At 31.1% G+C, this 17,063-nt stretch carries 13 protein-coding genes and 1 pseudogene; 4 read left to right on the top strand and 10 right to left on the bottom strand.

The window, feature by feature from the left end; genetic code table 11:
- Nucleotides 1-3 precede the first annotated feature (3 nt).
- The 4 genes from L2Z92_RS13760 (at nt 4) to L2Z92_RS13745 (ending at nt 2,196) form a co-directional block, all read left to right on the top strand.
- Complete coding sequence (locus L2Z92_RS13760; protein WP_236454498.1) at nt 4-231, top strand: DUF6095 family protein; 228 nt, start codon at nt 4-6, stop codon at nt 229-231.
- Nucleotides 218-793 carry a DUF1572 family protein gene (locus L2Z92_RS13755; RefSeq protein ID WP_236454495.1) on the top strand — a complete coding sequence of 192 codons (576 nt, stop codon included), beginning with the start codon at nt 218-220 and terminating at the stop codon, nt 791-793. The genes L2Z92_RS13760 and L2Z92_RS13755 overlap by 14 nt, the downstream gene beginning before the upstream one ends.
- A 120-nt stretch (nt 794-913) precedes the next feature.
- Entirely contained in the window at nt 914-1,285 is a 372-nt protein-coding gene (locus tag L2Z92_RS13750) for a DNA topoisomerase IV (RefSeq protein WP_236454491.1), read from the top strand.
- A 59-nt stretch (nt 1,286-1,344) separates the two neighbouring features.
- The gene (locus tag L2Z92_RS13745; RefSeq protein WP_236454489.1) at nt 1,345-2,196 is read left to right on the top strand and encodes a TerC family protein; all 852 of its coding nucleotides are present in this window, start codon (nt 1,345-1,347) and stop codon (nt 2,194-2,196) included.
- A 67-nt stretch (nt 2,197-2,263) separates the two neighbouring features.
- Here L2Z92_RS13745 and L2Z92_RS13740 read toward each other — a convergent pair whose 3' ends face one another.
- The 10 genes and pseudogenes from L2Z92_RS13740 to L2Z92_RS13695 all read right to left on the bottom strand — a co-directional run bounded on the left by L2Z92_RS13740 (nt 2,264) and on the right by L2Z92_RS13695 (nt 16,951).
- Nucleotides 2,264-4,054, bottom strand: a complete 1,791-nt coding sequence (locus L2Z92_RS13740) for a cytochrome-c peroxidase (protein WP_236454486.1) — start codon at nt 4,052-4,054, stop codon at nt 2,264-2,266.
- A gap of 1 nt (nt 4,055) precedes the next feature.
- Complete coding sequence (locus tag L2Z92_RS13735) at nt 4,056-5,501, bottom strand: alkaline phosphatase PhoX (protein WP_236454484.1); 1,446 nt, start codon at nt 5,499-5,501, stop codon at nt 4,056-4,058.
- Between the two features lie 270 nt (nt 5,502-5,771).
- Nucleotides 5,772-8,294, bottom strand: coding sequence for a heavy metal translocating P-type ATPase (locus L2Z92_RS13730; RefSeq protein ID WP_236454481.1), 2,523 nt, complete (start codon nt 8,292-8,294; stop codon nt 5,772-5,774).
- Nucleotides 8,295-8,374: 80 nt separating this feature from the next.
- On the bottom strand, nt 8,375-8,938 hold the full coding sequence (locus L2Z92_RS13725) for a helix-turn-helix domain-containing protein (RefSeq protein WP_236454478.1): 564 nt from the start codon (nt 8,936-8,938) through the stop codon (nt 8,375-8,377).
- Nucleotides 8,939-8,960: 22 nt separating this feature from the next.
- Nucleotides 8,961-9,047, bottom strand: a pseudogene (locus L2Z92_RS21525) (heavy metal-binding domain-containing protein); the annotation flags it as partial.
- A 141-nt stretch (nt 9,048-9,188) separates the two neighbouring features.
- Nucleotides 9,189-10,967, bottom strand: a complete 1,779-nt coding sequence (locus L2Z92_RS13715; protein ID WP_236454475.1) for an efflux RND transporter periplasmic adaptor subunit — start codon at nt 10,965-10,967, stop codon at nt 9,189-9,191.
- Nucleotides 10,968-10,969: 2 nt separating this feature from the next.
- A complete protein-coding gene (locus tag L2Z92_RS13710) occupies nt 10,970-12,190 on the bottom strand; it encodes a TolC family protein (RefSeq protein ID WP_236454473.1) in 1,221 nt (406 codons plus the stop codon).
- On the bottom strand, nt 12,183-16,007 hold the full coding sequence (locus tag L2Z92_RS13705) for an efflux RND transporter permease subunit (RefSeq protein ID WP_236454461.1): 3,825 nt from the start codon (nt 16,005-16,007) through the stop codon (nt 12,183-12,185). The genes L2Z92_RS13710 and L2Z92_RS13705 overlap by 8 nt, the downstream gene beginning before the upstream one ends.
- A 126-nt stretch (nt 16,008-16,133) precedes the next feature.
- The gene (locus tag L2Z92_RS13700) at nt 16,134-16,475 is read right to left on the bottom strand and encodes a heavy-metal-associated domain-containing protein (RefSeq protein ID WP_236454458.1); all 342 of its coding nucleotides are present in this window, start codon (nt 16,473-16,475) and stop codon (nt 16,134-16,136) included.
- A 185-nt stretch (nt 16,476-16,660) separates the two neighbouring features.
- Nucleotides 16,661-16,951, bottom strand: coding sequence for a hypothetical protein (locus L2Z92_RS13695; RefSeq protein WP_236454454.1), 291 nt, complete (start codon nt 16,949-16,951; stop codon nt 16,661-16,663).
- Nucleotides 16,952-17,063 lie beyond the last annotated feature (112 nt).

Raw genomic sequence — 17,063 nt, 5'->3', positions numbered from 1 at the left:
AAAATGGCAACTAATCGGAAAATATTAGCCAAAGGCATTAAATACTTATCTGCATGTTTACCTTTATTATTTATAGGTCCAATTGTTATTAATAGTTCCTTTAAAAATGAAGAGAGTCCTTTATTTTTATACATTTTAATTTTAGGAATCCTTATTTGCGGTTTTGCTATTTTTCTTGGTTTTAAAGGTTTAAATACAATTATGAAAAGTTTATTCGATGGAAATAAATAACATTTACTTAGCAAGTGTAAAAAAGCAAATGCTTTATTACAAAACTATTGCCGAAAAAGCGATGGATCAATTAGATGAAAATCAATTATTTACTACTGTAAATGAAGATACGAATTCGATAGCTACTATCATAAAGCACATGCATGGCAATATGCTTTCTCGTTGGACTGATTTTCTTACTACAGACGGAGAAAAAGAATGGAGAAAAAGAGATGCTGAATTTGACAATCCTGATAATTCTAAGACAGAATTATTACAGCTTTGGAACGAAGGTTGGGATTGCTTTTTTAAGGCTATAAATGCACTACAACCTGAAGATTTGTCTAAAATCATTTACATTAGAAATGAAGGACAAACGGCTTTAGACGCTATCAATAGACAACTAGCCCATTACCCTTATCATATTGGACAAATAGTGTTTTATGCAAAAATGCTGAAGCAAAGTGACTGGAACAGTTTGTCTATTCCTAAAAACAAATCGAATGATTATAATGCTGATAAATTTTCGAAAGAAAAAAGTGTAAAGCATTTTACTGATGATGAATTAAAAAAATTACAATAGCCCAGATAGTAGCGGCATCCTTTTTTTGCGAGAAACGATATGGTCTTATTTAGATTGTTTTGTTCTTCGCAAAAACAGATAGAGCGAATAGCTGGAATAGCTCCTTAAAAAAATAAAAATATGAGTAAAAAAATAGTTCTCCTTCTTCCTTTTGTTTTAGCCTCATGCTATAACCAAAAACGTAATTGTAAGGATTTTAAAACAGGTTCTTTTGAATTTACTCAAGAAATAGAGGGTAAAAATGAGACTTCTTATTTTGAAAGAAACGATTCATTGCAAATTGAAACTTTTAGAGGGCAAACAGATACCCTTGCTATTCGTTGGATTAATGATTGTGAATATATTGGCAAAAACATTCGTCCGAAGAACATGGCTGAAAAAAAATCGGTACATATTAAAATACTCACAACTAACGAGGAAGGCTATACTTTTGAATATTCTTATGTTGGTGAGTCAAAAAAACAACGTGGTTTTGTAACAAAAAAGCAATAACTTACGTTTAATTACCGTATTTTAAAAATATAAAAAACTAATTAACTTATAGTAACACTATGGAAATTTTAACAAATCCAGATGCTTGGATTGCACTTTTAACCCTTACTTTTTTAGAAATTATCCTTGGAATTGATAACATTGTATTTTTGTCTATCGTTTCTGGAAAATTGAAAGAAGAAGACCAACCAAAAGCGAGACGTATTGGTTTATTATTAGCAATGGTTTTTCGTATTATTCTTCTTTTTGGGATTACTTGGGTAATGAGTTTAAAAGAATCGTTCTATGATTTTGATTTAGGCTTTTTTACAGGTGGAATTTCTGGACAGAGTTTAATTATTTTTGCTGGTGGTTTGTTTTTACTATACAAATCGGTTTCTGAAATTCACCATAAATTGGAAGGTGAAGAAGAAAGTACTTCGGGAAAAGCGAGTAATCAATTATCGTCTGCGATTATACAGATTGCACTTTTAAATATTGTGTTCTCTTTTGATAGTATTTTAACCGCTATTGGTTTAGTTAGTTCTGCAGAACCACCTGCTGGTTTCGGTCCTGCTGGTGCAATTGAAATTATGATTATGGCAATTATTATTTCTATCATTGTAATGCTTGTTTTTGCTGGACCTGTTAGTAAGTTTGTTAATGAACATCCTACTATTCAAATCTTAGGTTTGTCTTTCTTAATACTTATTGGTGTGATGCTTTTAGCAGAAGGTTCTCACTTAGCACATTTCTCATTTAATGGTAACGAAGTGCATAGTATTCCTAAAGGATATCTTTATTTTGCAATTTTCTTCTCTCTGTTTGTAGAATTTTTAAATTTAAAAATGAAGAAAAACAGAAAGCCTATACAATTGAAGAACAATACTATTATGGATGATAAATTAACAGATATTGATATTTTAGATTAATCAGAATCAAGAATAAAATATATAAAATTTAAAAATGGGCTGTCTAAATTAGACAGCCCATTTTATTTTAATACCTATCGGTTAAGGTCTTTAAAAAAAGTACTAAATCTTCTTTTTCTTTGACCGTTAAGTTTAGTTTATCTGGAGGCAAGGTTTGGTATTCTAGATCAAAACCTAAACCAGTTGCTCCTCCTTTATTATAAAAATCTACTATTTCTTCTAATGTTGTGTACACACCGTTATGCATATAAGGAGCCGTTTTTTCTATATTACGAACGGTTGGTGTTTTAAAGAAAAACTTACGCTCTTTTGTACTATATACGCCATAACGTCCTAAGTCATAGTCTATTTCTGCATTGATTGTGTCTTTTGTTTTTGGCACACCAATTAACTCTATTTCTGATTCTTTAAATTGTGTTGGCACTAATCCATTAAATAATGGAGCAAAATGGCAAGTGGCACATTTTCCTTTTCCCATGAAAAGATTGAATCCATTAATTTCTTTTTTAGTTAACGTTTTTTCTTTTCCTTGCATATTCAAATCGAATTTAGAATTGAAAGGTGTTAAAGACATAATATAGGAAGCAATTGCATTTCTAATTAAATAATTATCAATATCTTTTGCGTATACTTTTTTAAAAGCTTCTTTATATTCTTTCTTTTCGATAACACGTTTTTCTAAATCATTCAACGATAAATGAAACTCATTTGGATTGTTTACCACATCTATAACTTGTCCTTCTAAACTTCCTGTTCGTCTATCGTGAAAAAATCCTTTTTGTAAAGCTGCATAAAATAAAGTTGGTGAATTTCTGGTGGTTCCTGGCGATTTTGCAACTCCATCTGTAAAATAGAGTTCTTTTTTATGACAAGTTGCACAACTAATTGTTTTCTCTTTTGATAGTGATGTGTCTTCAAATAATAATTTTCCGAGCGCAACCTTATCGTCTTCAATTGGATTTCCTTTTTGATCGGTGAAGTAATTTATATTGAATGTTTCATTAGAAAACAATGAAGTTACATCATAGTTTATAGCTTGTTTAAAAGGAAATTCAACTTTCCAATCGGTTACAGTTTCATTCCAAAGGGATAAACTTTTATGTGTGTGCTCTTTTATAAAAATATATCTATTAAACTCGTTGAACTTGGTTTGATTTAGAAAATTAATACTTTCATCTATCTCTTTTTTCCACGTTTCAAATAGTTTTTTGTTTGAAAATTCTGCTTCAAAAATTGAAATGATTGTGTTTAAACTTTCATATACTGTCTGACTTTCTTGCAATGAATTTTCCAATACTGGTGAATCAAAACCTGTAATTCCTGTTAAAGCTATTCTATTTATTGCATCCCTAAGAATCCAAAGAATATGATGTTTCTTCAAAAACTCTAAAGTTTGATTTTTATGTAGAAATGTTAATCTTATTTGTGTTTTTTCAACATTTTTTTTCAAAGCTAAAGTATCAACAACCTCATCAAAAAGGATTTCTTCAATTACCTGAAAACCTGTCGGTTCATTTATTTTAATGTCTGTAAAATCTTCTTCTTCGACTTTTAAAATATTTGGTTGATTTAAATATCCGTAATTTTCCGAATCTACAAAGGCTAAAATAGGTTCACATTTCTTGAATGCTTTTCTGGCTTTCAAATAGCATTTTTTCTTTTCTTCAATACTATTTGCCTTGTTTAGATCTTCTAAGGAAACAGCCGCTTCTACTAATGTTTCTTTAAAGTAAATTTCTAATTTTTCAAAAGATGAAATTTCTTTGTAAGCTTCTTTATTAGTACAACTCATTAAAAAAACCAAAAGACTATACATAAATATAGTCTTTAAGGTATTATTATTCAATATTTTATTCATTTTATCTTTCTAATCCTTTTATTAGATATAATTGACTTCCTTCATTACTTGCAGGTGTAGCATTTGCATTTGGATCAGTGAACGCTGCATCACTCCAACCGTGATTTTGTGTACAAATTAAAAAGCTTCCTTCTACTCCTATTATATCTGAAACATCTATCATTCCTGTTAATTCCCACATATCTGAAGCTGAACCTATACCTGCTGCTTCTGCTGCTACTTGATCACACTCTAAAACAACTTTTAATGCTCCAGTATTTAAATTATATTGGTATAAATATGAAAAGTGTGTTTTATCTGCTGTATCAGGATATCCGTTAGGATCTTCTTGAATGTAGGCATAATCTTTTGTTACAACTATATTATCTGGGCTATGAAATTGTTTTGCAACTCCTGATAATTTATCGCCATCTAATACACAAGTTATTGTTGCTAAAGTTGGATTTACAGCATCTAGAACTACTTTGTAAATTCTACCATAAAACGTCCCTTTTCCTGTTAAAGCAGTTTTCTTTCTACCCGTAACTGCAAAATAAATTTCTCTATTTGCACTTCCAGAACCTTTTCTATAATCGATATCTTCAACTCTAGAGAATCCCATGATTCCTTTGTCTCTCGATTCTTGCTCTAACTCATTTAAAGTTTTTTCTGTGTATTCTACAAATTCTGCTTGATAGGTTGATCCTTCATTCATATCCATTTCAAAATCGATTCCAGCAGTTGTTACTTTTAATCCATAAAGCTTTCCTCCTGCTAGATCTCCTCTATTTGCAACATACATAGCTAACTGACCAGAAGGTGTTGTGTTATCTCCTGTATCGTCTCCAATAAAAGCGACTGTTTTAGTTGGATAGGCATCTTTACCTATTACTACTGCGTTTTCTGTAGACCATTGCCCAAATGCAGGTAACATTGTAGCTAATTCTGCATCGTTAGAATTTTTAAAAGGATCTGTAGCAAAAACTCCTTTTGAAGCTCCTCCCCATTCTCCTCCTGATAAAAACAAAGGTCCAAAACCATGTTCTTCTGGAGTTATTAATGAACCCGAACATTGTGCTGTGCTTGCTGTTGCCGCTGCATTTAAAATATACTCTCCTTTTACTGGTTTAAAAGTTTTATCGAATGAAATTCTAGCGATAGAATAATCTGCTTCAATATTATTAATTAATGAGAAAGTACCATCGTTATTTTTCATTAACCCCATTCCATCTGCCATAGACCCATATACAAAGTTTGGAGATTGTAATAACTGATCTTCTGAACTTAATAATGAATAGATTTCTAAATTTTCAAAACCAGCTTTTTTGTTTAAGAAAGCGGGTGTTGATGAATGATTTTTTAATGCAACTTGTTCTTCAGTAGTTGTACTTGAGTCATCGTCTTGATTACAAGAAATAACCATTGCTGACATGGTAAATAATAATAAAGTCCTAAAATTTGTCTTCATAGTATGTAATTGGTTGTGTTTTTTAATACCCCAAAACTACTCTCCATGTGTAACCAAATAGTAAATTACATATTACCTTTATACTGTTTCTGTTTTAACAAAAAGTTACTATCTTAAGTTTTTATTAACTCAATGTGAGTTTTACATTTATTCGCTACTAATTTAGATTCTGACCAAAATTAATTTCCTAATTCTTCTCTTTTTAATATTTCCAATAAAGACCTATTTAAAATGTAGCATATTCATACTGTTTTTTAAAATTAAATGAAATTATATCTTTACTGTTCGTAATCGCAATGCATTTACGATTACAGAAACCGAACTAAAGCTCATAGCTAGTGCTGCAATCATAGGTGACAATAACAGTCCAAAGAAAGGAAACAAAACACCTGCTGCAACAGGAACACCAACAGAATTATAAATGAAGGCAAAAAATAGATTCTGCTTGATATTTTTCATTACAGCATGACTCAAATTCTTAGCTTTTACAATTCCTTGTAAATCTCCTTTTACTAAAGTAATTTTAGCACTTTCAATAGCCGCATCAGTGCCTGTTCCCATTGCTATTCCAATATCCGATTGTGCTAATGCAGGTGCGTCATTAATTCCGTCACCAGCCATCGCAACTATTTTACCTTTAGTTTGTAGCGCTTTAATATATTCTAATTTATCTTGTGGCAAACAACTTGCTTTAAAATCGGTTAAGTTTAGTTCAGAAGCTACTGCTTTTGCTGTGTTTTCATTATCACCCGTTAGCATAATGACTTGAACTCCCTGACGCTTTAACTCGTTAATAGCTTCTAAACTAGATTTTTTTATCGCATCTGTAATTGTGATATAACCTACTACTTTTTTGTCGATAGCAATATAAGAAACCGTTTTTCCTAACTTTTGTTCTGCAATTACTTCTTGTTCTATATCTGAAAAATCCTGAATTCCTTCTTGTTCTAATAATTTCTTATTTCCTAAACTTACTTTTAAATTGTCAATATATCCTATAACTCCTTTTCCTGTTACAGAATCAAAGTTATCAACTTTATAAAATTCAGTATTTTTAGATTTTGCAAAAGTAACTACTGCCGTTGCTAATGGATGTTCGCTATTTTGATTTAGAGATGCTATTTTTCCTAAAACTATATTTTCATCTACATCTTTTACTACGATTTTTTCAACTGACGGTTTTCCTTCGGTTAAAGTTCCTGTTTTATCCGTAATTAAAACATCTATTTTATCCATTTTTTCAAGGACTTCCGCATTCTTAATTAACACACCTGATTTTGCTCCTTTACCAACTCCAACCATAACTGACATTGGTGTAGCTAAACCTAGAGCACATGGACAAGCAATAATTAATACAGCAATAGCATTTATAAAACCGTAAACTAACTTGGGTTCTGGTCCAAAAATCCACCAAACAAAAAATGTAATTACAGAAATGAATACTACTATTGGTACAAAATATTTAGAAATTTTATCTACTAAATTTTGAATTGGTGCACGAGAACGACTAGCATCTGAAACCATTTGAACTATTTGAGATAATAAAGTTTCTGAACCTACTTTTTCAGCTAGCATTAAAAAAGATTTTGTTCCGTTGATTGTTCCAGAACTTACTTTATCGGCTGTTTTTTTATCAACAGGAATAGGTTCTCCAGTAATCATCGATTCATCTATAGTACTATTACCTTTTGTAATAATTCCATCTACAGGTATTTTTTCACCTGGTTTAACACGAATAATATCTCCTTTATTAATATCATGAATGGAAATTACTTTTTCTTCGCCATCAATTACTAATGTAGCTTCAGTTGGTGCTAATTTCAATAGCTCTTTAATAGCTCCACTAGTTCTACTGTGTGCTTTAGCTTCTAACAGTTGTCCTAATAAAACCAATGTTAAAACTACAGCTGTAGCTTCAAAATACAAATGAACGGTACCTTCGGAAGTTTTGAATTCGTCTGGAAAAACAAATGGAAATAATAATCCAATGATACTAAAAACAAAAGCAACTCCTGTTCCAATACCAATTAAAGTAAACATGTTTAAATTCCAATTTACAATTGATTTCCAAGCTCTTTCAAAAAACATCCAACAAGCATAAAAAACAACTGGAATAGTTAATATAAATTGAATCCAATTCCAATATTGCAAATCCATTAGTTTATATAACGGATTGTTTGGTAACATATCAGACATGGTAATAACAAAAACAGGAATACTGAATAGTAGGGCAATTTTCATTTTATGCCATAGCTTTTGATACGTTATATCTTCTTCAGATTCGGTTGGTTCCATTGGCACTAAATCCATTCCACATTTTGGGCAACTTCCAGGTTTGTCTTGAACAACTTCTGGATGCATTGGACAAGTGTATTGTGTATTTTGAACTAATGTTGGTTGTTGCACTAAATCCATTCCACAAACAGGACAGTCACCTGCCTTATCATATACTTTATCGCCTTCACAATGCATTGGGCAATAATACTTTCCAGCAGGATGGTTTTGTTTTTGATGAATGGGATTATGAGACTTACTGTTAGTTGTACAACAACTTGATTTTTCTTCTCCTTTGGGATTGGAATTGGGTAATGAAATTTGATATTTACTGTCTTTTCCTCCTAATGATTCTTGTAAAACTGAAAGTTCTACATGTTTTGACATTTCAATTATTGCTTCGCTATTTTCTTTCGAAACTTTTACATGTGTAATGTTTTTTGTCTTCGCTAAGTCTGTTTGTACTTTATTTTCACAACCAGAACAAGTCATTCCTTTTATGTGATATGTATGTGTCATAATAATCTGATTTTGATACTACAAATTTCGGAAATAAAATACCTAACGGTTTACACAATTATGGATAGCTTTTGCAAAATTTATAATTGATCGAGTTGAATTCTTTTATTTCCTTTCAGTTTTTTAAAGTAAGAAGGCGAAAAACCAGTTACTTTTTTAAACTGATTACTTAAATGTGCACTACTGCTATAATGTAATAAATTTGCAATTTCAGAAAGAGTTAGTTCGTTATAAACTATTAGTTCTTTTACTTTTTCGACTTTTAGATTAATTAAATATTTTTCAATACTAATACCTTCTACTTCAGAAAATAAATTACTGAGTTTACTATAATCTTGATGTAATTTTTTTTTAAGATAATCTGAAATCGTTATTCTTATATCGTTATTCTTATTTTGAATTAAATCAATGAGAATATTTTTAATTTTTTCAATTGTTTTACTATTGGCATCGTCTAAAATTTCAAATCCTAAAACTTCAAGCTGTTTGGAAATTTCTATTTTATCATCTTGAGGTAATTCGTTTTGGAGGTTAACTTCACCTAACTCAACAGATAGATAGTTAAGTCCGAATTTTTCCAACTCAGACTTAACTACTAAAATACATCGGCTACAAACCATATTTTTGATGTATAACTTTATCATAGATTTATTCTTTTTCTACAACAACTAAATCCATTCCACATTTTGGACATTCTCCAGCTTTATCATACGTTTTGTCTCCTTCACATTTCATTGGGCAATAATACACTGAAGCTGTTTCTTCCGTTTTAGAATGGTGATGTCCATCATGTGAATCCATTTGCATTGTTTCCTGCTCTTTGTTTTCTTTACAAGAAATTATTACACTTATTAAAGTTACTACTAAAATTCCGATTACTTTTTTCATTCTTTATTATTTAATATTTTTAATTGTTTCTTTTACTTCACCACATTTTAACATGGATATACCAAAATAAGGATTAACTACTTTATTTTCTTTACTTAACCAATTTGCACCTTTATCACTGTTTGCCATAGGGCAAAATTGAACATAAACAGTTTCATTTAAAGGATTAAATGCTTTTGTCATAGCTATCATTACATTAGACATTGGTTCAAAAGACATTCTTAATTCTTTAATGTTCTTTACATGTGTAGTATGAAGTGCCTGTTTTTTCAGCTCTGTTTGATAATTCATCCATGCGTTATGAGATTCCTTTTTAAATAGGCTCATGTTTATTTTATTCAAAGATTTTTCAAATGCTAAAAGTGCTTTTTTAGCGGAATTAAAATCATCTTTTGTTAAGGCATCTTTAAATTCAAAATAATTTAGATATAAGGGTTGTAAGCTTTTCCTAGCTTCATTACTAATAGTGGTTTTATCTTCTTTTAACACTACTTTTTTATCATCACTCATTACCATTGTTGCATCTCCATGATTATGACCTGTGCTTACTCTGCCACCATCAATATTCATCATGCTTGGTTTTCCTGCTAATTGTGCAGCAGCATCTACATTAAAAGTACCATTAGCTACTATTTCTTCACCAATTTCTAAACCTTCTTCAATTATGTAATCATTCCCTAAAAGTGGTCCTAATGTAACTTCGCGCAATTTGAATGTTATTCCTTTATCCGTTTCATTTTTAATATACACAATGGAGCGTTTTCCTGTCCACATCACAGCCGATTTAGGAACACTTAATGTTGCTTTATTTCCACCTATTTTAGTTTTTAAAGTACCTGACACAAACATCTCTGGCTTGAATTTTAGCCCAACGTTAGCTACCTCAACTCTTGCCTTTGCAATTCGTGTTATTGGATTTATAAATGGGTCAATAAATGCAATTGTTCCTGAAAATGTTTCTCCTGGAAAAGAGGCAACAGTATAGTTTATTTTATCGCCTTTTTTAACCCAACTCATATCTGATTCGTAAATTTCAAAAAGTACCCAAACTGTTGATAAATCTGCAACATCATATAATGTTTGTCCTTTTTGAAGATAATCACCTAATTCCACATTTTTCTTAATAATGTATCCTGAAACATCAGCATAAATAGGAAATCTATCTTGTGTTTTCCCTGAAGAAATAATAGTATTAATAGTAGCATCCGAAACTTTCCAGTTTTTTAATTTCATTTTTACCGATTCGAATAATTGTGGTTGAATATCTTTTACACTATAAGCTTCAAGAAGCTCTTGTTGTGCACTCGCTAAATCTGGAGAATATATATAAGCAACCACTTGCCCTTTTTTTACATATTCACCAACAAAAGAAACCTGAATTTTTTCAATACGACCAGGTATGTGCGAAGATTGACTATAAACTGTTTTCTCATTTACTTCAATTTTCCCGTTGAGTGAAATATCTTTTACACCATCAGTATTCCCAACTTTATAAGTGGAGATTCCAGCAATAATCATAGCTGATTCAGACATACTAATTGCATCGGGATCAATACTGTCATCTCCAGATTCCAATGGAATTAAATCCATTCCACAGATAGGACAATCTCCTGGTTCTGGTTGTCTAATTTGTGGGTGCATGGAACACGTCCAAACTTCTGTTTTTGAAGTGACTTCTGTTTTTTCTTCTTCTTTAGAGTCTCCTCCAAAAAACAATGCGCCTAATAGAATACCTACAACTAATGTAAGTCCTAGTAATATTTTAGTTTTTTTATCTATGTTCATGATTAAAATTGTTTTGCTGTTAAATAATCCAATTCAGCTAATTTTATATAAAAAGTACTAGTGCTTGACAATTGCATTTTTTGATACTTTAAAAGTTCTTGTTGCATGCGTAATACTTCTTCAAAGTCCTTATTTGCATTACTGTAATAGGCAAATAATAGATTCAAACTTTTGGAGAGTGTTAGTACTTGACCTTCATATAATTTTAACAAATCACGCTCTTTCTCCAATTCAAAAACAAGTTTATAGTATGTACCGTTTAATTTGTTTTCATACGCTTCTTTTTGAAAAGAATAACTCTCTTGCATTAGTTTTGCTTCTTTCGTTGCTGCATTGTATTTTTTTCTGAAAATTGGCAAACTAACAGAAACCATTGGCATGATAATATCTTTACCCGAATCTGGGAAGTTATTCATTCCTTTCCCTACTAAAACATAATCTAAACCAAGACCTAATTTAGGTAAACCTTGTTTTCTGGCAACTTCAGTGGCAACTTCTGAAGCTTGTTTTTTTAATTCCAATTCTTGTAATATTGGATTAGAGGCTATTGAATCTTTGCGGTATTCGATTGGTAATTCCATAATTTGCAAATCTTTAGAAATAACAATTTTTTCATTGTACTTTCTATTTAGAATACTATTCAACCAAGATGTTAATGCGGGTTCTTTTTTAGTTAAAATTTCTAAATTAGCTTGGGCATCTTTTAACATGATATCTACACGCAAAACATCAACTAAACTTCCTTTACCGTTTTCAAATTTTGAAGTGGCAATATTTTTGTATGATTCTAGAATTTTGATATTTTCTTGTTCAATGTCTTTTAATTTTAGTAGCTCATACAAAGGGTAATAAACCGTAGCAACTTGAGAATACAATTGATTTTTAGCATTTAAAAATGCTTGATATTTGCTTTCAGCCATTAGGGTTGTAGCATTTTTTTGAGCCTTTAAAGTACCAAACCAAGGAAACATTTGCGAAAGCGAAAATCGCATGTTTTGAGGCCCAAGCCTTGTTTCTACTGGTGAAATAAAATAACCCATAGAAAGATTAGGATCTGGTAAAGAACTCACTTGTGGTATTTTTTGCATGGCTGCTTCAAACTCCTTATACTTCGCTTTTAATTCCGGATTATTTTCCGCAGCAATAGTATAATAGTCGTTTATAGATTGCCCTTCAACATTATAAGCAAAAAATAGAATTGATAGTATTAGTATTTTACGCATTTCTTTTTTCTTTATTTTTAATTACTGTTTCTCTCCAATATGCTTGTAAAACAGGCACAATAAACATGGTCATAATTTGAATGGTCATTCCTCCAAAAGTTGGTATAGCCATTGGAATCATAATGTCTGAACCTTTTCCTGTTGAGGTTAAAACGGGAAGTAATGCAATGATTGTTGTAGCTGTTGTCATAACTGCTGGTCTCACTCTCATTTTTCCAGCTTCAACTACAGCATCACGAACTTCAGATACCGTTTGTGGGTCTTTTTCTTTAAAAACTTGATGAATGTAAGAACCCATAATTACCCCATCATCGGTTGCGATTCCAAACAAGGCAATGAAACCTACCCAAACTGCTACACTTAAATTAATAGAATGCATTTTAAATAAGTCCCGCATATTTACTCCGGAAACAGCAAAATTCATAAACCAGTCTTGTCCGTATAACCAAAGCATTATAAATCCACCTGCAAAAGCAACAAATACACCAGAGAAATGGATTGATGATGCAATAACAGTTTTGAATTGGAAGTAGAGTAACAAAAAGATTACTACTAAACATATAGGAATTACAATTGAAAGCCTTTTCATGGCTCTAATTTGATTTTCATAACTTCCTGAAAATTTGTAATTAACCCCTTGTGGAACTATTAATTCGCCCGAATCAATTTTGGTTTGAATAGCTTTTTGTGCATCATTCACTACATCGACCTCAGCATAATTATCATTTTTATCAAAAAGTACAAAACCAACCAAAAAAGTATCCTCACTCTTAATTGCTTGAGGTCCTTTTTTGTATTCAAACTGAACCAATTGCCCTAGCGGGATTTGTGCCCCTGTAGGTGTAGCAACTAATATTTTACTTAGTGCTTCAGGGCTATCTCGTAATTCTCGAGGATAACGAACACGTATTGGATATCGTTCTCTACCTTCAACCGTTGAAGAAATTTTCATTCCTCCAATTGCTGTTTCTATTGTTTGTTGGATATATTCTACATTTAAGCCAAATCGAGAAATCTTTTCTCTGTCAATGTTTAAATGTAAATAAGGTTTCCCTACAATTCTATCTGCAAAAACAGCTTCTTTTTTAACGGAAGGTACTTCTTTAATAATGGCTTCCAATTCTAAACCGAATTCTTCAATTGTTTTTAAATCGGGTCCAAAAACTTTTATTCCCATTGGTGCTCGCATTCCTGTTTGAAGCATCACTAACCGTGTTTCTATAGGCTGTAATTTTGGAGCAGAAGTAACTCCTGGTATTTTTGAAGCTTTTACAATTTCGTTCCAAATATCATCAGGTGATTGAATTATATCTCGCCAATTTCTATAGAAAGTACCATCATCATCTGGAATAAGATTCTTAATAGAAATGGCTTGTTTTAAAGCATCATCGTGTGTAATACTATCACCGGATTTAGTAATAAAACGACCCTTTTTATCCGTCTTAAATCGCATACGATGCCCATCAGCATCTAAGATGAATTCTGGTTTATAATTGATAATATTTTCATACATAGAAATAGGAGCAGGATCTAAAGCACTTTCTACACGACCTAATTTACCAACAGCCATATCGACTTCGGGAATATGATTTAGAATCATATCGAGTTGCCCAACTACTTTTCTATTTTGTTCTACACCAGCATGAGGCATAGATGTTGGCATTAACAAATAACTTCCTTCGTTAAGCGTTGGCATAAATTCGGAACCTATTCCTGGGAAAGTGTGTGATGGAACAGACCAAACTTTAGAATTTCTAATATTAAAACCTAATTTATCAAACCCTTTTGCCACAATTCCAAAAGTACTATCAAAACCTATCCATACTAAAACGCCAAAAAACAATGTCATTATTGGTAATAACATGAATTTACCTTTGTTTTCTAAACACCAACGCAGTACTCTTTCATAAGAACTGACTATATATAAAAGTGCACCTATTATTATTCCTAACAGAAAAATCACAAAAAGATAATTACCTATCACACTTATTTGTGGGCCTAAAGGCATCCATTCTTCTGTTAAGAAAAAAGAAACAATGAATACAACTATAACTAAGTTGAAATGCTTTGTATAAGGTTGGAATTTTTCAGGAATTTTATGATTAAACAAGTCATATAGTCCCATTAAGACTAATCCTAAAGGAAGCCAAATTTTAAAATAAATACTTAATATTATACCACCAGAAATAAATACATACGACCAAAAACGTTTTACTCTTTTTTTATCGAAATCAATTCCTAATAAATAGTTAGCTAAAGAAGGAAGTACTACAATTCCTAATACAAAAGCTCCTAACAGTGCAAAAGTCTTTGTGAATGCTAAAGGTCTAAATAATTTACCTTCAGCAGATTCCATCGCGAAAACAGGAATAAAACTAACAACCGTTGTTGCTAAAGCTGTAGTTATTGCAGAAGCAACTTCAGTAGTTCCTTCATAAATTACTTGCATTAATTGTTTTCCTTTTACTCCTTTATTCTTGGGCATTTCGAGATGTCGAATAATATTTTCGACAAAGACGACTCCAACATCTACCATGACACCAATAGCAATAGCAATACCGGATAGCGCAACAACATTCGCGTCTACCCCAGAATAACGCATGACAATAAAAGTCATTAATACACCAACTGGTAATAAACTGGAGATAATTAAAGATGCTCTTAAATTAAAAACTAAAAGTAAAACAACAATTATACTAATTAAAACTTCATGAGAAAGCGCTGTTTCTAATGTACCTATTGTTTCTTGAATCAATTCTGTACGATCGTAAAAAGGAATAATAGTTAATTGACTAACTACTCCATTAGCTAATGTCTTTTTTGGTAAACCAGATGCAATTTCACTGATTTTAGATTTTACTCCATTAATTACTTCTAATGGATTAGAACCATAACGAGCAATAACAACACCTCCAACAGCTTCAGCTCCACCTTTATCTAAAATCCCTCTTCTAGTTGACGGTCCTAAACTAACAACAGCAATATCTTTTACTCGAATTGGCACATTATCTTTTACTGCCACAACAGCGAGTTCAATGTCTTCTACTTTTTTTACATAACCTAAACCTCTAACTAAATATTCGGCTTGGTTGATTTCAATTGTTTTTGCACCAACATCTTTATTTGATTTTTGCACTGCAGTCATTACTTGCATCAAACTAATATTGTAAGCTTTTAATGCATCTGGATTGACATCAATTTGGTATTCTTTAACAAAGCCTCCAATAGATGCTACTTCTGAAACTCCTTTAACAGCGTTTAAGCCATATTTAATATAGAAATCTTGTGCAGTTCTTATTTCTTGTAAATCCCATCCACCAGTTGGGTTGCCATCTTTATCTCTACCTTCAACTGTGTACCAATATACTTGCCCTAAAGCGGTTGCATCTGGACCAAGTGATGGTTTTACATTTTCAGGTAATAAACTGTTAGGTAATGAGTTTAATTTTTCAAGTATTCTGGATCTAGACCAGTAAAATTCAATATCATCATCGAAGATTATGTAAATACTTGAAAAACCAAAAATGGAATTACTTCTAATCGATTTTACACCTGGAATACCTAATAAATAAGTAGTTAATGGATAAGAAATTTGGTCTTCAATATCCTGTGGCGATCTACCTTGCCATTGAGTAAAAACAATTTGTTGATTTTCTCCAATATCTGGAATAGCATCAACCCCAACTGAATCAGAAGGAAGGAATGGTATTTTCCAATTAAACGGAGCTGCGGAAATACCCCATAAAATTAGAACCATAAGAATAAGAACGGTTACTAATCTATTTTCTAGGAAATATTTTATTATTTTATTTAACATCTGGATATAAAATTTATAACCATTGAAATACTATTTACCAAAGATTTTGATAAGCAATTTTTCAATATTCCCCTAAAGTTATTTCACTTTAGAGGAAAAGGTTAATTACAACTTATTAAAGCACAATTACTCACGGTCATACTGACAACATCCTGGAAGGTTATCGTAATCCTCATCTTTTGCTTTTACAAGTTCTGAATCATATCCAGCTTTAGCTATACGCTTTGCTATTTCTTCTTTATTTGTTTTAGATTCATCATAAGTTACTATTAATATTTTAGTTTCTTTGTTCCATACTACTGTAGCAATATCTTTGATGTTTCCTGCTTTTTCTATCGTTTTTTTACACATTCCACAATTCCCTGAAACTTTCACTTCCTCAGTTTTTGTGTTTTTTGTTTGTGCGTTTATCGTTGTTGATAACAATACAGTGATTGCTATCAATATTTTTAATAATGATTTTTTCATTTTATATGATTTTAGTATTCAAAAAGTTTTTTTTGAATAAATTCTTGGAATAAATTTAAATTGAATAACATAATAAATGAATTAAATAAGCATGTTAAACATGATAATTTAAGATTCAAAAAACTGTTATAAAAAAATAGTAAATGCTATAAATTTGACATAAGTACGGCTGTCAAATTTTAAATTTAGCTTATTTTAGGGATAAGCCATATAGAAAGAAAACCATCTGAAAGTAAGTTTTCAGCATGGTAAAATTTTGGTTTACTTGTGTTAAAATCAAAATTATTATTAGTGAATTCTATTTCATTGTAAATAAATAAACTAGAACCAACAGAAGCTGTGGCTGTACAATTTGAATTACCACATTTACCGTTGCAAGAATTATCATCATCGTTTGTAGATGTAGAATCACAACAAGATTTGGATTCTTTTTTATTTGATAATTTACCCTTACAACATACCTTTTCTGTTTCCACATTTTTCTTGAGACACGCATACCCTATACTTGGTATTGTAAACATACCAAGTATAAAGAGTAAGGTTATTATGTGTATCTTTTTATTCATCTATGTAACAAATGTAAAAAAA

It is taken from the genome of Flavobacterium jumunjinense (genome assembly GCF_021650975.2).
Lineage (GTDB): Bacteria > Bacteroidota > Bacteroidia > Flavobacteriales > Flavobacteriaceae > Flavobacterium > Flavobacterium jumunjinense.
Note: the sequence above shows the minus strand (reverse complement) of the source record. Positions and strands in the feature narration are given on the sequence as shown.

Coding starts and splice junctions, on each gene's coding strand:
- L2Z92_RS13760 (WP_236454498.1), top strand. CDS start 4: ATGGCAACTAATCGGAAAATATTAGCCAAAGGCATTAAATACTTATCT.
- L2Z92_RS13755 (WP_236454495.1), top strand. CDS start 218: ATGGAAATAAATAACATTTACTTAGCAAGTGTAAAAAAGCAAATGCTT.
- L2Z92_RS13750 (WP_236454491.1), top strand. CDS start 914: ATGAGTAAAAAAATAGTTCTCCTTCTTCCTTTTGTTTTAGCCTCATGC.
- L2Z92_RS13745 (WP_236454489.1), top strand. CDS start 1,345: ATGGAAATTTTAACAAATCCAGATGCTTGGATTGCACTTTTAACCCTT.
- L2Z92_RS13740 (WP_236454486.1), bottom strand. CDS start 4,054: ATGAATAAAATATTGAATAATAATACCTTAAAGACTATATTTATGTAT.
- L2Z92_RS13735 (WP_236454484.1), bottom strand. CDS start 5,501: ATGAAGACAAATTTTAGGACTTTATTATTATTTACCATGTCAGCAATG.
- L2Z92_RS13730 (WP_236454481.1), bottom strand. CDS start 8,294: ATGACACATACATATCACATAAAAGGAATGACTTGTTCTGGTTGTGAA.
- L2Z92_RS13725 (WP_236454478.1), bottom strand. CDS start 8,938: ATGATAAAGTTATACATCAAAAATATGGTTTGTAGCCGATGTATTTTA.
- L2Z92_RS13715 (WP_236454475.1), bottom strand. CDS start 10,967: ATGAACATAGATAAAAAAACTAAAATATTACTAGGACTTACATTAGTT.
- L2Z92_RS13710 (WP_236454473.1), bottom strand. CDS start 12,190: ATGCGTAAAATACTAATACTATCAATTCTATTTTTTGCTTATAATGTT.
- L2Z92_RS13705 (WP_236454461.1), bottom strand. CDS start 16,007: ATGTTAAATAAAATAATAAAATATTTCCTAGAAAATAGATTAGTAACC.
- L2Z92_RS13700 (WP_236454458.1), bottom strand. CDS start 16,475: ATGAAAAAATCATTATTAAAAATATTGATAGCAATCACTGTATTGTTA.